Here is a 20,017-nt window from a genome sequence, read left to right on the forward strand (position 1 = left end):
TTATCAGTTTTTGTGGATTTCTGTCTATTTGTGTTCTTTGTGCTATTCATGGTGAACTTTGTGGTTAAACAGAATAATAATTTCTACTTCTACGCCCACTTCCGACGTTACCTTTACCTCAAATCCCCCTTCTTTGGCCCGCTTCTGAAAATTTTTCAGGCCGTTGCCTTCCTGAATCTGAGCAGCATCAAAACCTTTTCCATCATCTGAGATACGGACGTGTAAATCCGCCTTTTGCTGAAAAATGCGAACCTGAGCGTTAGCCGCCTGACTGTGTTTGGCGATGTTGTGCAAGGCTTCTTTATAGACCAGATACAGGTTTCGCCGCTGTTCCATCGAAAAAACGGGTAACTGCAAAACAGGCACTTCATTCTCAAAAGCAAACGCAATGCCGTGGGGCATAAGCAGTTTAAAACCCACCGATTTCATCTTTTCCACCAACTTGTCGGGTGCATCGTTTTCAGGATTCAAAGCCCATATCGTATCCCGAATGGTATGAATAGCCTCCTGTGAATCGGTGGTCATTTGGCCTAATACGGCTTTGACCTCCTCCTGCTCATGCCCCATTTTCTTCTCAATCACCTTGGCCGACGTGGCAATTCCAGTAAGGGTAGCTCCCACTTCATCGTGCAGATCACGGGCAATTTCGTCACGGATTTGCAGGAGTTTGTTTTGCTGCCGCAGGTTTTCCTGAAGCTGCACAATGAGTTGTTGTTGGGTGCGGGCCTGGTCTTTGCGGTGTTGGTTGGTTCGTTCGGCGAGAATAAAACCGAGAAGAATGATTTCGATTAACGTGCCCGGAACAAAGAAATTATTGTAGGGAGTATATGGCAGCCACTCAATGTTGTACAACGCAAACATGCTGATAATCATGGCCGAAAGGCTAATGCTAAACGCAATGGCATACAGCCAGACTTGTTTCAGGTTTTTGATAGCTACATAAATCAGACTGATTAATAAAAGAAATAATACCAACAAAATAAATCCTCCCCAATCTAATTTGAGCCAAAGGAGAAGCAGAAAAAGGGGCGAGATAAACGAGGGCTCAACCAGTTGGGCCAGTTGTGTTACGGCTGCATTTGCGTAGTATAACCCGTTGAAACCTAATATAGCCCAATAAAAAATTTTGGAGTAAGAATGTAAATTGAGAAGATGAACATGAAAAAGCGACCAGCAAAGCAAGTAGGCAAACGCCGTATTGAAATAGGTATTTATTTTTAAAAAGCTGTAAAAGTCGAGGTAAAACAAGATAATGCTCAACATCAACAGGGCATACCAGCCGATTAAAGAGTCACGAAGGCGAATCGCGAAAATAAAGGCATACAAAAACACGAGCGCATAAATACCCACTGAAAAACTTTGCCAAGTGGTGTTTGTTCGTTGATACGTAAGCGCTTGTTCCAAACCACCGATATGTACAAAATCTCCGTGGGCATTGTCGGAAACAATAGAAAGATAAACGACTGACGGTGTACGACCGATTGGAAAAACGGGAGGCTTTAGGTGTACCTGCTGGTATAATGAAGGGGTTGACTCTCCTGCCTGAAACGCCTGTTTTTGACCATTTTCGTCAAAAATAATGGCCTCCATCCGACGAAACCCTCGATAACTATGAATGAGATATAGTTCTTCGATTGTTTTATTCTTTACTTCAACCCGTAGCCAGATTTTATCGTAGAAATAGCCAAACTGAACCACTTCTTTTTGATTCAGCATGTTGAACGAGTCCAACGGGAACTTTGCGATTTGGTCAACTGTCAGCTTGTGCGTGGCGTCTCTATACACATAAACATAGGGAGCAATGGCGTTGGCTTTGGAGGCATCAGTAATGGTCAGCACGGGCTGTGCTGCCAACGAAAGCGAAAAAATAAAAAACAAAGCAAACAGGCGCATGGAAGCATCAATTGATTTCCAGTAGGTAATTTGCAAAGATACTTGGTCTTTTTCAACCCCACCCTCCCCAATCTTGGTAGCCTGACTTACTTTTGGGTGGGTTTAATTAAGGGATAGAAACAAGAAGAACTGCCCTAAAATCGCCCATAAGCCCTCCTGAGCGCGTAATGCCTGGTAGCGCGAGGCTCTGCCTCGTGATAATTATCGAAAGACTTCTAGTCTTTTTGTTGACTTAGCTAGACTGGAAGCCTCTAAATACTTACTTAACACAAGTGAGAGACACCTACCATCGGTGGCTTTTCCATCTTCTAATATGACGGCTTTCCACGTACCGACTAGGTTTTTTTCAATGGTGGGGCAACGCACTCCTCTGATTTGGAGCTACAGCCGACAAATAAAACAGCAATAATGAAAAAAGCAGCAAGGTGTTTGAACATAAATAAATGGTTAAATGAAATGAATTATTGAATGTGCTGAAAGCAAAATTAATGAACGATGGGTTGTAATTTTTAATAACTGTTTTAAATGACATATGCAATAATACTTTTGGACAATACTAAGCATAATGACATATTTTATTTAATTCATCTCTTTTAAAAGATATTTAATATTATTTTTTATTTCTTCAAATGGTAAATCATCAGCGAAAATTATTAATTTTTTTAATAAATAAATACTATTATTAATGGTTAAATATCTATTGAAAATACTTAATATTATGTGTAAATTGTTTTTTTCTATTATGTACTTACAAAGAAATGATAAAAACCAATTTTCAGCATGAGGAAAAAAAGAACTCTTATTTGTTATAAGCGTTTCTAGTTGCTTCTCAATTGGATAGTTATTCAATACTGTTCTTATGTAATTAAGTAATGAGTTTTGCGTTCCCATATCTTCACTCTGATCGTCAAACCCATAAAACAATATTTCAACAAGAGCTATTGTTTTATGCTCTTGTTCAAGATTGAATATTTCTTCATAAATTTCAAAATCAATATCTTCGGACAGTTTTCTTGAATTTATTAGCTTCTCTTTTAGAGTATCTAAATTAATTAGGTTCATTGTAAAATTATTTAAAAAATTAATTAATACTTGAAAATATGAGGATACTGTTGTAAAACTTTATTCTTAAATAAGTCTATTTGTTTCGCTACTTCGTCTGTATATAGACCTTCTTGTCTATAGATATCACGAAGATTATCAATGTCTAAATTTAGAGCTTGTTTAGGTGACATAGATAAATAACCTGGGTTTCTACTATATCCGCCATACGTAAGTGTTTTTCCATGTCTGGATTTGTTTTGTCCCTGTACAGTTTCTTCCATCATAATTACAAATGCTTGATCTGGATTATAATCATCTACCATTTTTTTGAAATTGGGGTCAGTCATATATTCAGGCTTACTTTTCAGGCTCGTCATAAATTTTTGTGATGGAATATGATGTCCTGTCATAAAATCTTTACTCACAAGTCTTGCAGTTTTGAAAGTAGTTATTTCAAGTTCATCAAACAAACCACCATTTGCTGCTTTTTTAATGAGTGTTGGCCCACAATTGGCATTATGCACCCAAATACTCTGGTTACCTACAAAATAGGTATGGAAATCTGAGACTTCAAAATTGTAAACTGCAACGGTAGTGTCGAGTAAATGAATGTTTTCTACCGTTATACCGCTACGAGCTAAATGAGGTAGTAAAGCCAAGGAAGCTTCTGTAGGAGTCACTGTACTAAGCAAATCACCTTTGTGGAGAAGTTGCGCTTGGGTCATTCCCTTGTTCTCCACATAAAACGGGTGTTCGGGGGTAGTGAAAATCGTATCTATTCCTGCAATGATTTTGACCAAACGTCGAGCCGTATTGCTGAAAGGTTTTTGAACACGTTGAGCTGCTTCTTGTTTCGTAAATTCATCACGGCTCCATACCAAATCGCCAGCTTTAATTGACTCAATAGGCCGATAATTACCGTCAGCCATACGAATAGGGGTCCCTGCTACAAAGCATAAAGACCCTGAGAAAATAACATCACAAACTGGCTTAGGGACTTTGAGTTTATCTTCAAAGGCTTTTCGAACCAATACCGCTCCATGTTTTGCTACAGCAGTAGTCAAGGGTGCCACCACATACTTTCCAACTACCTCTCCCAAAGCAGCGTAAGCCCCTGCCTGCAAGGTGCGGACATAATTGATTTTTTCGATTGGCGTGCCCTCGTTGTACTGTTTTTGAATATCATCGGCCATACCGACAATGACAGACACAACGGCATCGCATACGTCGCACTTCCCACGAATAGATTCCAAAACGGAGTTTCCACAAGCGGCAGTTGCCGACATGATTGAAATATCCTCTCGATAAATTGTGGCGAAATCAGAAGGTTGCCCCATCATAGAGCGTACAGCGTAGCTTACAATATATTGCCCCGCTAAATCCAGTGCGAAACCTTTGAGACACGCTCCACCTTTAGAAAGGATGTAACCCCAAGGGTTGACCAACGCTTTGCTTACTTCAGAGAGGGCATTTTTAATAGAAGCTACAGAACACCCACTTGTAGTAGCTGCGATTCGACCATTTGGAGTAGAGCTAGGAGCAGCAGTAGCTACGCATTGAATATTAGCCAGCGCCTTGTCAATCTCCTGTAAATAAAGCGTTTTAAGCTCTTGAGGTAATTCTGTACTTGCCTGTATTTTAGCTCTTATTTTCTCAATGTCACTATAAATTTTAGCAAACTCATCAACATCATTTTGTGAACCGCTGTAAACGTCTAATCGGTCGATAGCACGATTGATGAGTTCATCTAAATTTTTGAGTTCAATTTTGGCAATAGCTTCTTCAACCGCATCGACATCAAGAAGTTGCTTATTAGGGTCAACGACGAGTTCAATTTTGCCATTAACGAGTTCGTAGCAGTCGTTGATGGCAATGTTGTCGAAAGTCACGGCCACGTTTTGGGTAACACCCATGGGCAGCAGCACGCTTACGTAGCCACGGCCTGCTGAGAGGCTACTTTTTTGTTGGAGTAGCTTCTCTTACAAGCAAAGTTTTTGGGCTCGATTCACACTTTCGTGTTTCTCAAAATGTCAATGAACGGTATAGTAGTTACAAACACGGTACGCCGCGGGGGCTATTTATTTTGGGTACGCAGTGGTCTTTGAACACCATGTACAACGGGTTTGAGACACTTATTAGATTAGGTCTGTGAAGACACAGACCACGGGTTTGGCAATTGTCCAATTATTTTGTATAGTAACACCTGATATAGTGAGTTACCTATTTATCTAAATTCTCTAACCTGGCTTTGGCATATTCAAATGCCATAATATAACAAGTAAATGCTATATACTCCTTTGAATAAGGGGGTGAAAAAGCTTCTGTACCTCCTAGCCAATTATTAATAATTTTAATGTTTTCGTCATTAAGAGAATCTACGATTTCTTTTAATTCTTCGATGGAACAATTATAAATCATTGAGTCCCTAATACCATCATTCTCTATACCCCATTTTGAAGCAAATGGAATCAAAAGATGTAATTGTTGGGGGATGTTATTAGTATTCATATTAAAATTTAGTTAATTTTTGTCTATAGTTGTTCCATTCTAAATAATAAGCCTTTCTAAGATCCATAGGTACTTGTGCTGCATCAAATTGTCTTTCTGCTAAAATTCTAATTTCAGCTTCTGTAAGAATTTTGTAGTCAACAGTTGTTGTTCCTTGTTTTATAAGAATTTCAGTTCTTACTGATTAAAAGCACCAAATTTCTCTATTTATATTTGGCCTAATCTTGCTTGTCTAAGAATATTCTGTGCTTGCCCACTAAGTTTGCCTTCAACTCCCATCAACCATACAATGTATTGTTTTTTCTTTTGTTTTTCATAAAATCCCATTCTTATATTAGTTCTGGGAAGACACAGACTATGGGTTTACATAACCTTTCGGACTTCCTTTAAGTTGAAATCCTGTGACTATATAGATTGAGAAAGTTTGATAAAATTTAGCCAAATATTTAAAAATAGCAATAATTTCTCCGTAGGTATTTTTAGGAACTCTCCATCATAATTGTGTATATAGGATTTTTCAGCGTGAACAAATGCAGTCGTTATACCACTACCAAAGGATAATGGCAATGGTTCTTCCCAATTTCCTGTAATGGTTTGTTCAATACCAATTTTAAGGATTTCGATATCTTTTACATCTGTATAATCCCAAAAAAGTTCTCCTAATCCCTTGTAAGAATCACTAGTCTCCATGAAAAAACCCCAATCTGTATCGAATTTTTTCTTAGTTAGTTTTATTTCAAAGTTCATATAATATGAAATTTAAGGTTTATAAATTGGAAGAACAGTACTTACATTGCCAGAGCAATCTAAATAAAAATGCAATTCAATACCATTAGATGTATAGCTTTTATATTTATTACCTGTTAGAAGAGATTTTCTATTAAAAGCATATTAAATTTCTTCAAGTACTTTATTTTGACTCCATTTATCTGGGAAAAAAGTAGATTTTCCTCCTTGGTTATATTTTACTTTCCAGCCTGTGCCATTGATAGGAATCAGATCTGGATGATATATTTCAACTTTAGCTTGATAAATACCATTAGCATCGACAGGTGTTATGTTACTTATTCTTACATCCCCTTCTACAAAACCAGCCGTTCTATTTGATATAGCTAACTTATGATGGACTCCTATTGCTTTGAAACTAGGTTGTGTTTGTCCCTCTGAGGGCGGGATTTTTGAAATTTTTCCTTTGAAAATTTCGTCAATAGTTTCTTGGGTAATTTCTGCTACAAATTTACCTTTCCCCAAAGCCTTTTTAACAACTTCCGTTAAATCAGCAGATTTATTGTTTATCCACTTTCTAAAATCAGCTGTTTTGAGGTTGGTTTTGGTCAGAATGGTTTTCCCATTTACAACCAACGCTTCTACTTTTCGGATAGATTTTTTGGCAATACTTGCGGCTCTTACTGCCAACCAGGTAGAAGCGGCACCTCCTGTCAATATTTCTTCCAAAACAGCAGAGGCTACAAATCCTGTTATTTGCCCCCTAATATGGGCACATTCTACGGAGGCCGCCGCACCGTTTTGATCCCAACAGGCACAACTATAGGCTTCCCCAACCGATGTACTGACAACGTCGTAGAGTCCTTTTGTCATTTGAAAAGCGTCAACCGTAGGTCTAATCAGAAGAGGCTCATTCAATAAGCAGTTTTCAAAGTAGCTTTGGCCTGTAACAGAGGAATTAGAGCAATTTTTAATGTATTCTAAAAAGTCTTTTAATTTGTCCACTCCGACTTTCGCAATAGCTTCTGAAAGGCCAATGGCATCTAGGTTGCCAAAGAATTGATGGACAAAGCCTTCTACAAAGAGCAAATTGCACTTGGTATCTCCCGTTACACCAGCTGAGTTGACCCGTAAAAGAGATTTTTTATACTCTGTTTCCTGAACAATTAAATTGATAAGTTGAGGAAAGTTAGACTTATCAATCACGCACTTTAAAACAGGGGTAAGCAACCTTTCAGCCCACGAAGTGAGGTATTTTGTGATAGGGTTGTCGGCACTGGTGGCGGCCAGTCGTGCATTACGGGACTGGGCATAAGCAACCATCTCATTGTACTCTCTTAAAATAGAGTCTTTAAAGGCTTGAGTACGACAATCATCAGCCAAAAGGGAATAAATAGTGGGTTTGATTTTGGCCAATTCGTCGAGTATGGCCTGTTTGTTTGCTGTCGCGTTTTTATTCAGGGCTAAAATTTTATCAATGGAGGTTTGGGCAGTTTCAATGCGAGCCTCGGTTTGAGCCAATAAATCTTGCATTCCTTCCCAAGCATCGTCGACATCAAGAAGTTGCTTATTAGGGTCAACGACGAGTTCAATTTATCCATTAACGAGTTCGTAGCAGTCGTTGATGGCAATGTTGTCGAAAGTCACGGCCACGTTTTGGGTAACGCCCATGGGCAGCAGCACACTTACGTAGCCACGGCCTGTAAAGCCCCCATTGGGGGTTTGGGGGCTTACCTCGGTCACAGTTACGGTGTAGTCGGCAGCATTGAAGCTATCGCCTACGGCTAAGTTACTCAAAGTGTTGCCTTGGGTAGGGGCATTAATGCTGATGTTTTGGCAAGTGGCGGTGCTGTAGTCTCTTACTACACAAGGTGTACCGCTGAGGGTAAAGAACACCTCACAACTATCATTTCCGCTCTTAACCACCACTTTATAATCACCGATAACCGACGTTACGTAAGTGGTTCCCCCATTGGGGGTTAGGGGGCTTGGTACAGTCCAACGGTAAGTTAGGTTAGGGAAGTTGAGCAGGGTAGTATCGGCTAATCCTACCAAGGAGAGCGTAACGGGTTGGAAACCACCGCCCGCAGCGCGAGTAAGTTTAGAAACTTCCTGTCCTTGTGCATTGGTAACTTTGATGTAAATGTCACAGATAGAGGCTGTTCGGGCTACTGGCACAGTGGCACAACTTTGTTTTTTGACCACTTTTACCGTTGCGGAGGTACATAACCTTTGCTTGTTGAGAGGCTACTATTGTATTGGAGTAGCCTCTCTTACAAGCAAAATTTTTGGGCTCGATTCACACTTTCGTGTTTCTCAAAATGTCAATGAACGAGGGTTATACATTTTATTTTTTTAGAAATATTTATAACGTATTTCTAAAAAACTATACACATTAAATTGGTTCTATTTTAAGCGATTTAATAGGCAATGAAGATTCATTAATTTTTTTTACAACAAATTCTAATCCATCGATGATAGCATCACGAAAATCAAAAGAAAATTGAATTTTGTTTGATAACTGTAAATTGTTATTTACAAAATGCTCTATCTGCATTCTTTCATCTTCCGATGAGATTGACGAATTGTTCCACTCTTCGACAATTTTATCAATCCCTTCCTCTATTTCTTTTTTGGTGGTTTCTTGCTCTGAGAAAGAAAATGTAAAAATCATTTCAGAATCAAATGTTTGATAGTACGTAATCTTAAAACGCTTTTTCTTGATGGAAAAAGGAAACTTAACAGGTTCGGCATAAGAGCTAAGAGCTTCTTTTGCATATTCAATATCTAATTCTTCCCACCAAAACTTAATGTCCTCTTCGGTTACTTCGTCACTTACCTTGATAAAGGTGTCACTTTTTAAATTTTTCCACGCAATTTTTCCATCAATACCCGCAACAACAATGATTACAAGTGCTCTGAATGAAGAAGTCATCGTTTGTATATCATCTTTAACCGTGTCTTCGGACCTTAGACTTATTTTTTTGAGAGGTATATTATACCCAGTCAATAGTTTAAATTCGTTATTTAATTGCACATTAAGTTGCTTTAAAAAGCTAGTACTTATTTCAGGATAAAAGTATTTAATATCTTTCGACCACATATTTATAAAATTTAATTGGTGACTAAAATTAAACGAGTTCCTTATCAGAAAACTATACACATTAAATTGGTTCTATTTTAAGCGATTTAATAGGCAATGAAGATTCATTAATTTTTTTTACAACAAATTCTAATCCATCGATGATAGCATCACGAAAATCAAAAGAAAATTGAATTTTGTTTGATAACTGTAAATTGTTATTTACAAAATGCTCTATCTGCATTCTTTCATCTTCCGATGAGATTGACGAATTGTTCCACTTTTCGACAATTTTATCAATCCCTTCCTCTATTTCTTTTTTGGTGGTTTCTTGCTCTGAGAAAGAAAATGTAAAAATCATTTCAGAATCAAATGTTTGATAGTACGTAATCTTAAAACGCTTTTTCTTGATGGAAAAAGGAAATTTAACAGGCTCTGCATAAGCCTGTAGAGCTATTTTCATTCTTTCCATATCTAATTCTTCCCACCAAAACTTAATGTCTTCTTCGGTCACTTCGTCACTTACCTTGATAAAGGTATCACCTTTTAAATTTTTCCACGCAATTTTCGCATCAATACCTTCTACAGCAATAATTACAAGAGTTTTAAATGATGATGACATAGTTTTTGTATCATTCTTAACTGCTTCTTCGGGGTGTAATACTGTTTTTTTTTCAGGAATTGAATATCCAATTAAATGCTTAAATTCTTCATTTAGTTGTAAATTAAGTTGATTTAAAAAGCTATCACTTATTTCTCGATAAATGTATTTAATATACTCAGCCCACATATTTATAAAATTTAATTAGTGACTAAAATTAAACGAGTTCCTTATCAGAAAACTATACACATTAAATTGGTTCTATTTTAAGCGATTTAATAGGCAATGAAGATTCATTAATTTTTTTTACAACAAATTCTAATCCATCGATGATAGCATCACGAAAATCAAAAGAAAATTGAATTTTGTTTGATAACTGTAAATTGTTATTTACAAAATGCTCTATCTGCATCCTTTCATCTTCCGATGAGATTGACGAATTGTTCCACTCTTCGACAATTTTATCAATCCCTTCCTCTATTTCTTTTTTGGTGGTTTCTTGCTCTGAGAAAGAAAATGTAAAAATCATTTCAGAATCAAATGTTTGATAGTACGTAATCTTAAAACGCTTTTTCTTGATGGAAAAAGGAAATTTAACAGGCTCTGCGTAAGCCTGTAGAGCTATTTTCATTCTTTCCATATCTAATTCTTCCCACCAAAACTTAATGTCTTCTTCGGTCACTTCGTCACTTACCTTGATAAAGGTATCACCTTTTAAATTTTTCCACGCAATTTTGGAATAAATACCTTCAACAACAATTACTATTGCTGCAATAAATGAAGAAGATTGAGAGGAAAAATCATTTGTTATTGATTCACTATGTGGTATTACTACTGTTTTTTTTTTAGGAATTGAATATCCTGTAACCTTTTTAAACTCTTTGCCCAATTGCAAATCCAATTGATATAAAAAACTTTCACTTATACCTTGATAATAGTATTTAATATTATTAGACCACATATGAATGAAATTTAATTAGTGACTAAAATAAGACGAGTTCCAGTTGCTCCCGCAGGTGAGGCAATCTTTGGTAAATTTTGAGCAATCCTGACCAATTCATAGGCAAGGGCAAAACTTGCGGGGTCATCGGCTAGGCCAGCCCCCAAGGTGGCGATGTCTTCCAAAACAGTTGCAACACAAATAACCGCAGCAGTGACTCCCAAAGCAGCTTGCAAATAAAAGACAACGTTGGGGTTTTCCTGCAAAAATCGCCTTGTTTCTTGTTCTAACAATGATGGACTCAAGTTTTGAAGCCGCATTTTTTGCACAAATTCCTCTACTTTTTCTTTTACACCAACAGGCAAAGAAACTGGGCGATATTGAGGCCAATTTTCTCGTTCTAGGAAATAATACGAAATTACACCGTTTTGGTATACTTTACTTAATTCTGCCACAAGTATTTTCGTGGGGTCAAAAGGCCAAGGAAAAACTCTTCGATTCGCATATACATTGTACTGAGTACCTCTTTTCCATGCAGGGGTAATGGGGCAGTGAATGTTTGAGAACTTAACATAACGATTCACTTGCACATTGCCAGAATCAATGCCTGATACGTGCTTTATTTCAAAGATTTCACCCGTAGTTTCATTGACAATGTCGGCAAAACCTGTGTTCCCTTTGGCAGATGAACGTGGTATAGAACGCTCTAAATAAACTTTATTGCCTAATACACTACGTGTCAGATAGTAATCCCATTCAATAATCTGGTGAGCCAGTTTTCCCTGAATCAACTGTAAGTACCTTAATTTTGTTTTATCATTACTATACTTGTTTTTATAATTAGTTGGATTTAATGGGTAATCGCTTGGGTCTAATTCTATGTCCTGTGGAGTAGCGTGCCCGCTTGATTCGCTTCCGCAGGGTTTCAAAGGAATATTTTGACTTTCAATATTGTATTTGTTACTGAGGTCAATGATTTGGTCAATCGGGCAAATAGAAGCAGATAATCTTTTGTTTCTAAGGTTACTACTTGAAGGATTGACGGATGAATTAGTACAAGCATTAGGGTTATTTTGTAACTCTTTCACCCAGTAGGAAGTACTATCAATAATTGCAACTAAGTTTGGTGCCTCGTTACCTATTTGTGTTTTTGCATTTAACAGCTCATTTTGAAAGCTTTGTAAACGTTTTATATCTTCTGGACTTCCAGAGAATACTTTTAAGAAAGCTTGCAAGTCAGCATAAATAGTCTTTGTACTTGAGCTAATGTCATCTATCTCTAGGATATTTTTAGAAGTTGGGTCATAGGTAGTTTCTACTTTTCCACATACCAATTGATAACAAGTGGAGAGTTTGATTCCATTAAATTGGACTTCTACGTTAGAAACTACATCAAAAAGTTTAAGTTTGATAAAACCTGTCCCCGAACACCCTGTTGAAACATTTCCACCTGTAATGCTTATCACTTCAATGGGATAATCGGCAGCAATAAAGGTATCGTTGATACTTAGGCTTTCAAGAAATGGCCCATTATCACAATTTCCCTGAATATTGATTGATGGTGTAGTACCACATACTCCTTCTTGGGGGATTGGGCTACAAGGTGTTGCCGACAATGAAACAAAAGTTTCACAGAAATTTGACCCATCTCTAGTAACAATCACTTTATACTTACCAATTGAATCAGTATTAATTACTGGTAAGCTAGAAATTAAGCGATTTTTAAAAAACCATTGATAGGTCGCATTTGATATTGGCATACTATTCGAGTCAACTACTGATAGTGTTATAGGTTGTAGTTTGCCATTGAGACGAGTAAATGTAGTGGTTTCTTGATTTTGCAAGTTCATTGCTTTTATATACACCAAGCAATTAGTTTCAGTAGGCACAGTGGCACAACTTTGTTTTTTGATCACTTTTACCGTTGCGGAGGGTGCAGAGGCACCACAGTTGGGCAAGGTACAAGCGGCGGTGAGGGCGAGGGTATCGCCCGCGCTCCAAGCGGCGAGCAGTGAGGTGTTGTAGGCCAGCGAGAGGGTATCGTTGGTAGTAGCCAATACCCCCGAGGTTGTTTTGAGGGTATAACTCCATTTTACGTCGCCCGTACATCCCGTAGCGATAAGCCGAGCCTACCCATTGTTATTTCATTATGTGTATTATTGTTCTGACTATCAACCCAGCCGATATTCCTAAACAAACAGGTGGTGTGAAAGAGAGTGAAGGCATTGGCCAGTTGCGTTACGGCTGCATTTGCGTAGTATACCAATATAGCCCCAATCTTGGTAGCCTGACTTACTTTTTGGTGGGTATAATCAATAATAAAATAATGAGATAACTTTGAGCCTTAGTAAAATTTTGTCCATTTGTATGCCTACGGTCCCAACTACCAGCCCAGCCTCATCCCTCTGGCTACTCCACTTCGGTTTGCCAAAGACCCGCTAGCTTTTATTCACAATGGTTTTTCAGCTTGTGGGGATACCTTTAGGTTGCACTTGTTTCGGGATATTGTCTTCTCTCGTGACCCTGCTTTTTTTAAACATGTTCTCCAACAAAACCACCGTGGATACGCCAAAGGCAAGGCATTTACTGAACTAAGCAAAGTTTTAGGGAAAGGATTATTAACGAGCGAAGGAGAGTTTTGGCTGCGGCAACGGCGGCTGATTCAACCCGTTTTTCACCGTGAACGTATGCTCGGCTTGTACCAAATTATGGCCGAATTGACCGCGCAGTTTATCAACCATTTTGAAGAGCACCGAAATCAACCAGCCATCGACCTCGACGAAAAAATGATGGCCATCACTGCTGACATTGCACTCCGAACGTTGTTTACCACCATCACCAACGAAGATAAAGCCACTATTTACCAGCAAATCAACCGTACCCAAGAATTCATCATTGCCAATATTCGGAAGCCTTTTCTCAAGCCTTGGATGGCAATTAACGGCGCCAATCGCCGTTTTCGGGCCGATTTGAGCTATTTTAATCGCCTTATTTTTGACATCATCAATCAACGCCGCGCTTCAGGACAGTTCCATAATGACCTCCTGCAAATGCTCCTTGATTGTACAGATGAAGAAACGGGTCAGCAAATGAACGACCAGCAAGTTCGGGATGAAGCAATTACGATGTTTGCCGCAGGGCATGAAACTTCCGCCAACGGGCTCAATTGGTTGTTGTTAGAGCTATCGAAACATCCAGAAATGGTTCAAAGAATCCGTGAAGAATGTTCGATTTTTGACACTGTCCCGACTTGGGAACAACTTTTGCAACTCACTTATACTCGTCAGGTGGTAGAAGAAGGCTTGCGGTTATTCCCGCCTGCTTGGGCTGTTGCCCGCGAAGCCATTACTGATGACTTGATTGAAGGTGTTGAAATTCGGAAGGGTACCATTGTGTTTTTACCCATGTACGAACTTCACCGTAACCCTGAGTTTTGGCACGACCCTCTTGCTTTTAATCCAGAACATTTTAGCCCCGAAAACGTAAAAAATCGCCCCAAATTTGCCTATTTGCCCTTTGGTGCGGGGCCACGAGTTTGTATTGGTCAGCAATTTGCCCTCATCGAAATGCAACTGATTTTGGCATCCTTAATCAAGCGATTCACGTTCGTACCCGATGACACCCACAACCCAAAAATGTTTCCGCTGATTACGCTCAAGCCCATGAATGGAATCAAAGTTTGGGTAAAATAAACTACAACTCCATATCAAACAAATCCGCCAAATGGCCTTTCAACTTTTCAGCTACTTCACTCATAACCACCTCTTGACCAAGCTCTTGCTGCAAAGAAGTGACTGCTTTGTCGCTAATACCACAGGGAATAATATTCCCAAAAAAGTTCAAATCGGTATTGACGTTAAAAGCAAAGCCGTGCATGGTCACCCAACGGCTGCATTTGACCCCCATCGCGCAGATTTTACGGGGATTTTGTCCATCTTCATGCCCTAACCAAACTCCCGTCAAGCCGTCGATTCTTCCTGCCGAAAGTCCATAATCGGCGCAGGTCAGAATAATTGCTTCTTCCAGTAGGCGCATGTATTTATGAATGTCGGTAAAGAAGTTTTCCAAGTCCAAAATAGGATACCCGACGAGTTGCCCAGGTCCATGGTAGGTGATATCCCCTCCCCTGTTTATTTTATAAAATTGCGCTCCCGCTGCGTTCAGTTGTTCGTCGTTCATCAATAAGTTTTCTTGATGCCCACTTTTCCCAAGTGTATATACGTGCGGATGTTGGCAAAACAACAAGTGATTGGGGGTAATTAGCTGCTCTTCTGCTGACAGCTTGCGGTTTTGCGTTTTGGTAGCTACTGTATCTGTAAGCAGTTTCTCTTGGTAATCCCAAGCTGCTTGGTAATCAATCATTCCTAAGTCCTCAAAACGTACTTTTTTATTTTGAATCGTGTTCATGGGGCTACGTCTTTTAAACCTACAAGGTTTCGTTCTCTTCGATTTGCAAACCTTATCGGTTTTCCTCTATTACATTTTTTTCAAAGAGTTGGTTCGTGACGATGATTTAGCCAATTTTGCTTCTGTTATTGTAGCCTCCATTTCATTACTAACACAGCACCAAATGATATTAATTGCAGATAGTGGTTCGACCAAAACGGACTGGCGCATCATCGACCATGAAAACAATGTGCAACAAGCCAAAACCATTGGCCTTAATCCTTATTTCCAAGATTCCGATTCTATTGCCAACGAACTTCGCCAAAACCTCTTACCAGCTATCACTGGCGATGTAACTGAGATATATTTTTACGGAACGGGTTGCGCAGGAGAAGAACCGTGTTCTATTGTTCGGCGGGGACTAGAAGCCGTTTTTCCAACCGCTAATTATATTGAAGTTGATAGCGATATGCTCGGTGCTGCCCGTGGCCTTTGTGGACACCAGCCAGGTATTGCTTGTATTTTAGGAACAGGTTCAAACAATTGTTTGTACGACGGCAAAAACATCGCTGATAAAATCCCTTCGTTCGGGTTTTGGCTCGGCGATGAAGGTAGCGGCGGCCATTTAGGGAAAAAAGTCGTTTTGGCTTTTTTACACAAAGAGATGCCTACCGACCTGGCCGAGAAATTTGCCAAACGTTATGGGCTTAACCGCGAAATCGTATTGGAAAATGCCTACAAAAAACCGTTTCCCAACCGCTATTTTGCCAGTTTTTCTAAATTTCTTTTTGACAACCGAAACCACCCCTTTGCTTATCAATTGGTCTATGAGGCGTTTGGTGAGTTTTTAGACAAATATGTAGCCAAACTACCCAATTATAACCAGCACAAAATTCACTTCGTTGGTTCGGTCGCTTTTTATTACAACGACATTCTACGCCGCGCCGCTGCCGACAAAGGCATGACCATCGGGCATATCATGGAAACTCCTATCGCTGGACTAACCCTTTACCACAAGGAAAAAGGATAATTTGAAAATTCATGAATGTGATAATTTGAAAATTAAAATTTACGAAATTCAATTTTCAAATTATCACATTTTCAAATGTCCAAATTGAACAGTTTTCAAGTCAGCCCTTCTAATTTCGCGTATTGCAGCAGCATGATGGTCTTGCCATCTTTGATTTCCCCCGTTTTTATCATCACTAATGCTTGTTCAAACGGGAGTTCGAGTACTTCTATGTTTTCTTGTTCGTTTTCGGCCCCTCCCCCTTCGTTTACTTTCATAGTAGCTTCGTATTCGGCCACAAAAAAGTAAAGAATTTCGGTGACTGAGCCAGGTGACATGTAAGCCTCAAACACTTTACGTACCGACGAAACTCGGTAGCCCGTTTCTTCTTCCGTTTCTCGCCGAATACAATCTTCCGCGTTATCTTTGTCCAAAAGCCCCGCGCAGGCTTCTATAAGCATGCCCGTTTCGTTTCCATTGACGTAAGTAGGCATTCGGAATTGACGCGTTAAAATCACCGTTTTATTTTGAGGATGGTACAACAAAATCACCGCACCATTGCCACGGTCATACGCCTCCCGCGACTGCCGTTGCCATTCGCCCGACTTATTTTGGTAGTCAAACGTGATTTTTTTGAGCACGTACCAATTGTCCGAAAGCAATTTTTCCTCAATGATTTGAACGTTGGGATTCATAAAATGATTATTTTTGATATATTTTGATTATTTTTGAACAAATCAAAACAAAATCCATGAGTTATCAAAGCAGAAAGCAAATCATCCTTAAAATACTGGATGAAAAAGGCGACGTTGATGTCAAGGAATTGGCACAAGTTCTTGAGACATCCGAGATTACGGTGCGCCGTGATTTGGGAGCAATGGCTGCCGACGGCCTGCTTTATCGAACCCACGGAGGGGCTATGAGGTTAAGCTTGGTCAACCAACCTATCAGTTTTGTTCAAAAATCAGCCGTAAATGCCGAGAAGAAAGACCACATTTGTCGCATTGCAGCGGCACAAATCCAAGACGGGGACGTCATTTTTATGGATTGTGGAAGCACCGTTTTTAGGATGTGTAGTTTTATTCGAGACAAACGCATTAAAGTTATTACCAATTCGTTGCCTGTTGTCCACGAGCTTCTCAACAGCGCCGTTTCCATCAATCTAATAGGCGGCGAAGTGGATGCAGAAAGACAAGCGGTTCACGGTACCATCTCCACCGAACACATTCGACGCTACCAAGCCGACAAAGCTTTTTTGGGTGTGGGGGGGATTTCGTTGGACAAAGGGTTGAGTGCGGTCAGCGAAAAAGAAGCAGAAATGACACTGTCGATGGCTGCCAATGCCCAAGTCACTTATTTACTGTGTGATTCTTCAAAATTAGGCAAAGACAAATACCTGACCTTTGCCCCTTTATCAACAGTAGATGTTCTGATCACGGATGAGCAATCTTCCGACACTATTCAAGTATTCAAGAATGCAGGCGTAAACGTTTTACACTAAGTACCTTCCCGAAAGTTTTAGAACTTTCGGGAAGGTACTCCATTAATCATCTATGTGTCGAACTCTAAAACGAAGCAACGCCCAGAGAACTAAGTAAAGCATCCCGAGCAACACCCCAATCTCAAGACTCAGGATAAGCGCTGTTCGGTCAGTGAGGCTTTGCCAAATGGCATTTACCAGTTCGTTTGGATTATGAAGAATATCCCAGCTGTTCCAACGGCGAATACGACCCAAGTAAATCCCAAAACCTGCCAAAGGGAAACTAACTAACAGGAGCACATTTCCAATGGCTTTAGAATACGTTTTTTGCCAACTACGGTGCATCCAATACACCGAAACAAGGCCGTTGAACAAACTCACTTCGGCGTAGAAAAAAAGCATAATCATGTCGTGCCAAGTGAGGTCGCTGCCCATGTCCACCGACAAATGCACCAAGTCCGTAATCATGTAAGGTGCATTGGGGAAAAATAAAATCCATACCACACTCCACAGCCCCACCCACACGTACCAACGATGAAAACGTTTGACAGTAATGTCCACGATAAAAGCAACGATTAGGGGAATCCAGCTTAAAAACAAATTCCAATCCATTGAAAAATCGACTGCTTCTTTGAACTGAATTCTGACCATGTGGTAGGTCAAAGCCACCATACTCAACAGCAACAGCAAAAGTAGCGGATAGAGCCCTTGCATGGTAATAATTGGGGGCTCAGATACCATAAAACGGTATTTCCAAAATTTATAAAGGAGACGTTTTAGCAAGACATTGAGGGTTAGTTTCACAAATAACGCTGAATTATATGCCGAAATTCAATAAGCAAGTTAAAACTTTTGTGTAATTTGGCACGGCCAAACTAAAAAAAAACAAACACTCACCTAATAATAGTATGAACATCCACGAGTACCAAGGAAAAGAAATACTCAAAAAATACGGTGTCAGAGTCCAAGACGGCATCGTGGTTGATACCCCAGAACGCGCAGTAGAAGCCTACCGCACCATTGCAGAACGCACAAATTCTAAGTTTGTCGTTATTAAATCTCAAATCCACGCAGGTGGACGCGGAAAGGGTCAAATTGTTGGTAGCGAACAACGCGGCGTTCAAGTGGTAAAATCACCTGACCAAGCGCGTGAAACTGCCACTAACCTCCTCGGACACGTGTTGGTGACGCACCAAACAGGCCCTGAAGGAAAAAAAGTAAACAAGATTTTCTTGGCAGAGGATGCTTACTATCCTGGAGCTTCTGAGCCGAAGGAGTTTTACATGTCAATTCTTCTTGACCGCGCCAAAGGTTGCCCTGTAATCATGGCAAGTACTGAAGGTGGAATGGACATTGAAGAAGTGGCCGAACACTCGCCAGAAAAAATCATCAAAGAGTGGGTTGATCCCCGCGTAGGTTTGCAAGGTTTCCAAGCCCGCAAAATTGCATTTGCGTTTGGTCTTACAGGCAATGCTTTCAAAGAAATGGTAAAATTTGTATCAGCTCTTTATAGTGCTTACATCGAGTCTGACGCGGCTATGTTTGAAATCAACCCTGTGTTGAAAACTTCGGATGATAAAATCTTAGCCGTTGACGCAAAAGTAAACCTTGATGACAACGCCCTCATCCGCCACGCTGATCTTGCTGATATGCGCGACACCAACGAAGAAGATCCGTTGGAAGTAGAAGCTGGTGAAAGCAACCTTAACTACGTAAAACTTGACGGAAACGTGGGTTGTATGGTAAACGGTGCAGGTTTGGCAATGGCTACCATGGACCTTATCAAATTGTCAGGTGGAGAACCTGCCAACTTCTTAGACGTGGGTGGTGGCGCTAACGCAAAAACAGTAGAAGCAGGTTTCCGTATCATCTTGAAAGACCCGAACGTAAAAGCCATCTTGATTAACATCTTTGGCGGTATCGTTCGTTGCGACCGTGTTGCAACGGGAGTTGTTGAAGCTTACAAGGCGATTGGTAACATTCCAGTACCTATCATTGTTCGTTTGCAAGGAACTAACGCTGAAGAAGGTGCTCGCATCATCAACGAATCTGGTTTGCAAGTTTTCTCGGCCATCGAGTTCAAAGAAGCAGCAGCGAAAGTTACTGAAGTGTTGAAGTCATTGGGTCTATAAGAGAATCCCACATAATGTATTTTCATGGCAAGGCGCGTCAAATGACGTGCCTTGTTTTTTTAGGAGATATTTATAATCTTTACAACTCCACACTAAAATACTTGATTTAAGTAGCCATGAAAAATACTTTCTTTTTGTTTTTTTGTAACTGTTTAGGTACGCTATTTGCATAGATGAGATTATGGAAGAGTTGATTAAAGAAATATCGGACTTGAA

At 39.7% G+C, this 20,017-nt stretch carries 18 protein-coding genes; 4 read left to right on the top strand and 14 right to left on the bottom strand.

The genetic code is table 11. From position 1 onward, the window contains the following. Window positions 1–42: 42 nt before the first annotated feature. The 11 genes from AC23P2_RS20495 to AC23P2_RS20545 form a co-directional block, all read right to left on the bottom strand. Window positions 43–1,929 (bottom strand): sensor histidine kinase, encoded by a 1,887-nt coding sequence (locus AC23P2_RS20495; RefSeq protein WP_487774928.1) that lies wholly within the window; start codon window positions 1,927–1,929, stop codon window positions 43–45. A gap of 543 nt (window positions 1,930–2,472) precedes the next feature. Continuing rightward, window positions 2,473–2,955 (bottom strand): hypothetical protein, encoded by a 483-nt coding sequence (locus tag AC23P2_RS20500; RefSeq protein ID WP_487774929.1) that lies wholly within the window; start codon window positions 2,953–2,955, stop codon window positions 2,473–2,475. Between the two features lie 23 nt (window positions 2,956–2,978). Continuing rightward, window positions 2,979–4,850 carry a polymorphic toxin-type HINT domain-containing protein gene (locus AC23P2_RS20505; protein WP_487774930.1) on the bottom strand — a complete coding sequence of 624 codons (1,872 nt, stop codon included), beginning with the start codon at window positions 4,848–4,850 and terminating at the stop codon, window positions 2,979–2,981. Between the two features lie 307 nt (window positions 4,851–5,157). Continuing rightward, window positions 5,158–5,445 (bottom strand): hypothetical protein, encoded by a 288-nt coding sequence (locus tag AC23P2_RS20510; protein WP_487774931.1) that lies wholly within the window; start codon window positions 5,443–5,445, stop codon window positions 5,158–5,160. Between the two features lie 405 nt (window positions 5,446–5,850). Continuing rightward, window positions 5,851–6,192, bottom strand: coding sequence for a hypothetical protein (locus AC23P2_RS20515; RefSeq protein WP_487774932.1), 342 nt, complete (start codon window positions 6,190–6,192; stop codon window positions 5,851–5,853). A 144-nt stretch (window positions 6,193–6,336) separates the two neighbouring features. Further along, window positions 6,337–7,587 carry an EndoU domain-containing protein gene (locus AC23P2_RS20520; protein ID WP_487774933.1) on the bottom strand — a complete coding sequence of 417 codons (1,251 nt, stop codon included), beginning with the start codon at window positions 7,585–7,587 and terminating at the stop codon, window positions 6,337–6,339. Between the two features lie 177 nt (window positions 7,588–7,764). Continuing rightward, the gene (locus AC23P2_RS20525; RefSeq protein ID WP_487774934.1) at window positions 7,765–8,376 is read right to left on the bottom strand and encodes a hypothetical protein; all 612 of its coding nucleotides are present in this window, start codon (window positions 8,374–8,376) and stop codon (window positions 7,765–7,767) included. A 190-nt stretch (window positions 8,377–8,566) separates the two neighbouring features. Next, on the bottom strand, window positions 8,567–9,274 hold the full coding sequence (locus AC23P2_RS20530; RefSeq protein ID WP_487774935.1) for a hypothetical protein: 708 nt from the start codon (window positions 9,272–9,274) through the stop codon (window positions 8,567–8,569). A gap of 61 nt (window positions 9,275–9,335) precedes the next feature. Next, a complete protein-coding gene (locus AC23P2_RS20535; RefSeq protein ID WP_487774936.1) occupies window positions 9,336–10,043 on the bottom strand; it encodes a hypothetical protein in 708 nt (235 codons plus the stop codon). A 61-nt stretch (window positions 10,044–10,104) separates the two neighbouring features. Beyond that, a complete protein-coding gene (locus AC23P2_RS20540; protein WP_487774937.1) occupies window positions 10,105–10,815 on the bottom strand; it encodes a hypothetical protein in 711 nt (236 codons plus the stop codon). An 11-nt stretch (window positions 10,816–10,826) separates the two neighbouring features. Continuing rightward, on the bottom strand, window positions 10,827–12,638 hold the full coding sequence (locus tag AC23P2_RS20545; RefSeq protein WP_487774938.1) for a hypothetical protein: 1,812 nt from the start codon (window positions 12,636–12,638) through the stop codon (window positions 10,827–10,829). Between the two features lie 519 nt (window positions 12,639–13,157). On the opposite strand from AC23P2_RS20545, the gene AC23P2_RS20550 reads away from it, so the two are divergent. After that, window positions 13,158–14,486, top strand: coding sequence for a cytochrome P450 (locus AC23P2_RS20550; RefSeq protein WP_487774939.1), 1,329 nt, complete (start codon window positions 13,158–13,160; stop codon window positions 14,484–14,486). Window position 14,487: 1 nt separating this feature from the next. Here AC23P2_RS20550 and lipB read toward each other — a convergent pair whose 3' ends face one another. Continuing rightward, entirely contained in the window at window positions 14,488–15,201 is a 714-nt protein-coding gene (gene lipB / locus AC23P2_RS20555) for a lipoyl(octanoyl) transferase LipB (protein ID WP_487774940.1), read from the bottom strand. A 163-nt stretch (window positions 15,202–15,364) separates the two neighbouring features. On the opposite strand from lipB, the gene AC23P2_RS20560 reads away from it, so the two are divergent. Further along, window positions 15,365–16,210 carry an N-acetylglucosamine kinase gene (locus tag AC23P2_RS20560; protein ID WP_487774941.1) on the top strand — a complete coding sequence of 282 codons (846 nt, stop codon included), beginning with the start codon at window positions 15,365–15,367 and terminating at the stop codon, window positions 16,208–16,210. A 95-nt stretch (window positions 16,211–16,305) separates the two neighbouring features. Here the strand turns inward: AC23P2_RS20560 and nudK are convergent, their stop codons facing one another. Further along, complete coding sequence (gene nudK / locus AC23P2_RS20565; RefSeq protein WP_487774942.1) at window positions 16,306–16,884, bottom strand: GDP-mannose pyrophosphatase NudK; 579 nt, start codon at window positions 16,882–16,884, stop codon at window positions 16,306–16,308. 56 nt (window positions 16,885–16,940) lie between these two features. On the opposite strand from nudK, the gene AC23P2_RS20570 reads away from it, so the two are divergent. Beyond that, on the top strand, window positions 16,941–17,690 hold the full coding sequence (locus AC23P2_RS20570) for a DeoR/GlpR family DNA-binding transcription regulator (RefSeq protein ID WP_487774943.1): 750 nt from the start codon (window positions 16,941–16,943) through the stop codon (window positions 17,688–17,690). A 42-nt stretch (window positions 17,691–17,732) separates the two neighbouring features. Here AC23P2_RS20570 and AC23P2_RS20575 read toward each other — a convergent pair whose 3' ends face one another. After that, window positions 17,733–18,452: a DUF1361 domain-containing protein gene (locus AC23P2_RS20575; RefSeq protein ID WP_487774944.1), complete on the bottom strand. Its 720-nt coding sequence runs from the start codon at window positions 18,450–18,452 to the stop codon at window positions 17,733–17,735. A 125-nt stretch (window positions 18,453–18,577) separates the two neighbouring features. Here AC23P2_RS20575 and sucC point away from each other — a divergent pair, with 125 nt between their 5' ends. Further along, the gene (sucC, locus tag AC23P2_RS20580) at window positions 18,578–19,801 is read left to right on the top strand and encodes an ADP-forming succinate--CoA ligase subunit beta (RefSeq protein WP_122930931.1); all 1,224 of its coding nucleotides are present in this window, start codon (window positions 18,578–18,580) and stop codon (window positions 19,799–19,801) included. Window positions 19,802–20,017: the final 216 nt, after the last annotated feature.

Source organism: Runella sp. R0.1_18, assembly GCF_057652155.1.

What these genes read in the sequence shown, in the direction of transcription:
- AC23P2_RS20500 (WP_487774929.1), bottom strand. Translation starts at nt 2,955, where the DNA reads ATGAACCTAATTAATTTAGATACTCTAAAAGAGAAGCTAATAAATTCA.
- AC23P2_RS20505 (WP_487774930.1), bottom strand. Translation starts at nt 4,850, where the DNA reads ATGGGTGTTACCCAAAACGTGGCCGTGACTTTCGACAACATTGCCATC.
- AC23P2_RS20510 (WP_487774931.1), bottom strand. Translation starts at nt 5,445, where the DNA reads ATGAATACTAATAACATCCCCCAACAATTACATCTTTTGATTCCATTT.
- AC23P2_RS20515 (WP_487774932.1), bottom strand. Translation starts at nt 6,192, where the DNA reads ATGAACTTTGAAATAAAACTAACTAAGAAAAAATTCGATACAGATTGG.
- AC23P2_RS20530 (WP_487774935.1), bottom strand. Translation starts at nt 9,274, where the DNA reads ATGTGGTCGAAAGATATTAAATACTTTTATCCTGAAATAAGTACTAGC.
- AC23P2_RS20535 (WP_487774936.1), bottom strand. Translation starts at nt 10,043, where the DNA reads ATGTGGGCTGAGTATATTAAATACATTTATCGAGAAATAAGTGATAGC.
- AC23P2_RS20540 (WP_487774937.1), bottom strand. Translation starts at nt 10,815, where the DNA reads ATGTGGTCTAATAATATTAAATACTATTATCAAGGTATAAGTGAAAGT.
- lipB (WP_487774940.1), bottom strand. Translation starts at nt 15,201, where the DNA reads ATGAACACGATTCAAAATAAAAAAGTACGTTTTGAGGACTTAGGAATG.
- AC23P2_RS20560 (WP_487774941.1), top strand. Translation starts at nt 15,365, where the DNA reads ATGATATTAATTGCAGATAGTGGTTCGACCAAAACGGACTGGCGCATC.
- nudK (WP_487774942.1), bottom strand. Translation starts at nt 16,884, where the DNA reads ATGAATCCCAACGTTCAAATCATTGAGGAAAAATTGCTTTCGGACAAT.
- AC23P2_RS20570 (WP_487774943.1), top strand. Translation starts at nt 16,941, where the DNA reads ATGAGTTATCAAAGCAGAAAGCAAATCATCCTTAAAATACTGGATGAA.
- sucC (WP_122930931.1), top strand. Translation starts at nt 18,578, where the DNA reads ATGAACATCCACGAGTACCAAGGAAAAGAAATACTCAAAAAATACGGT.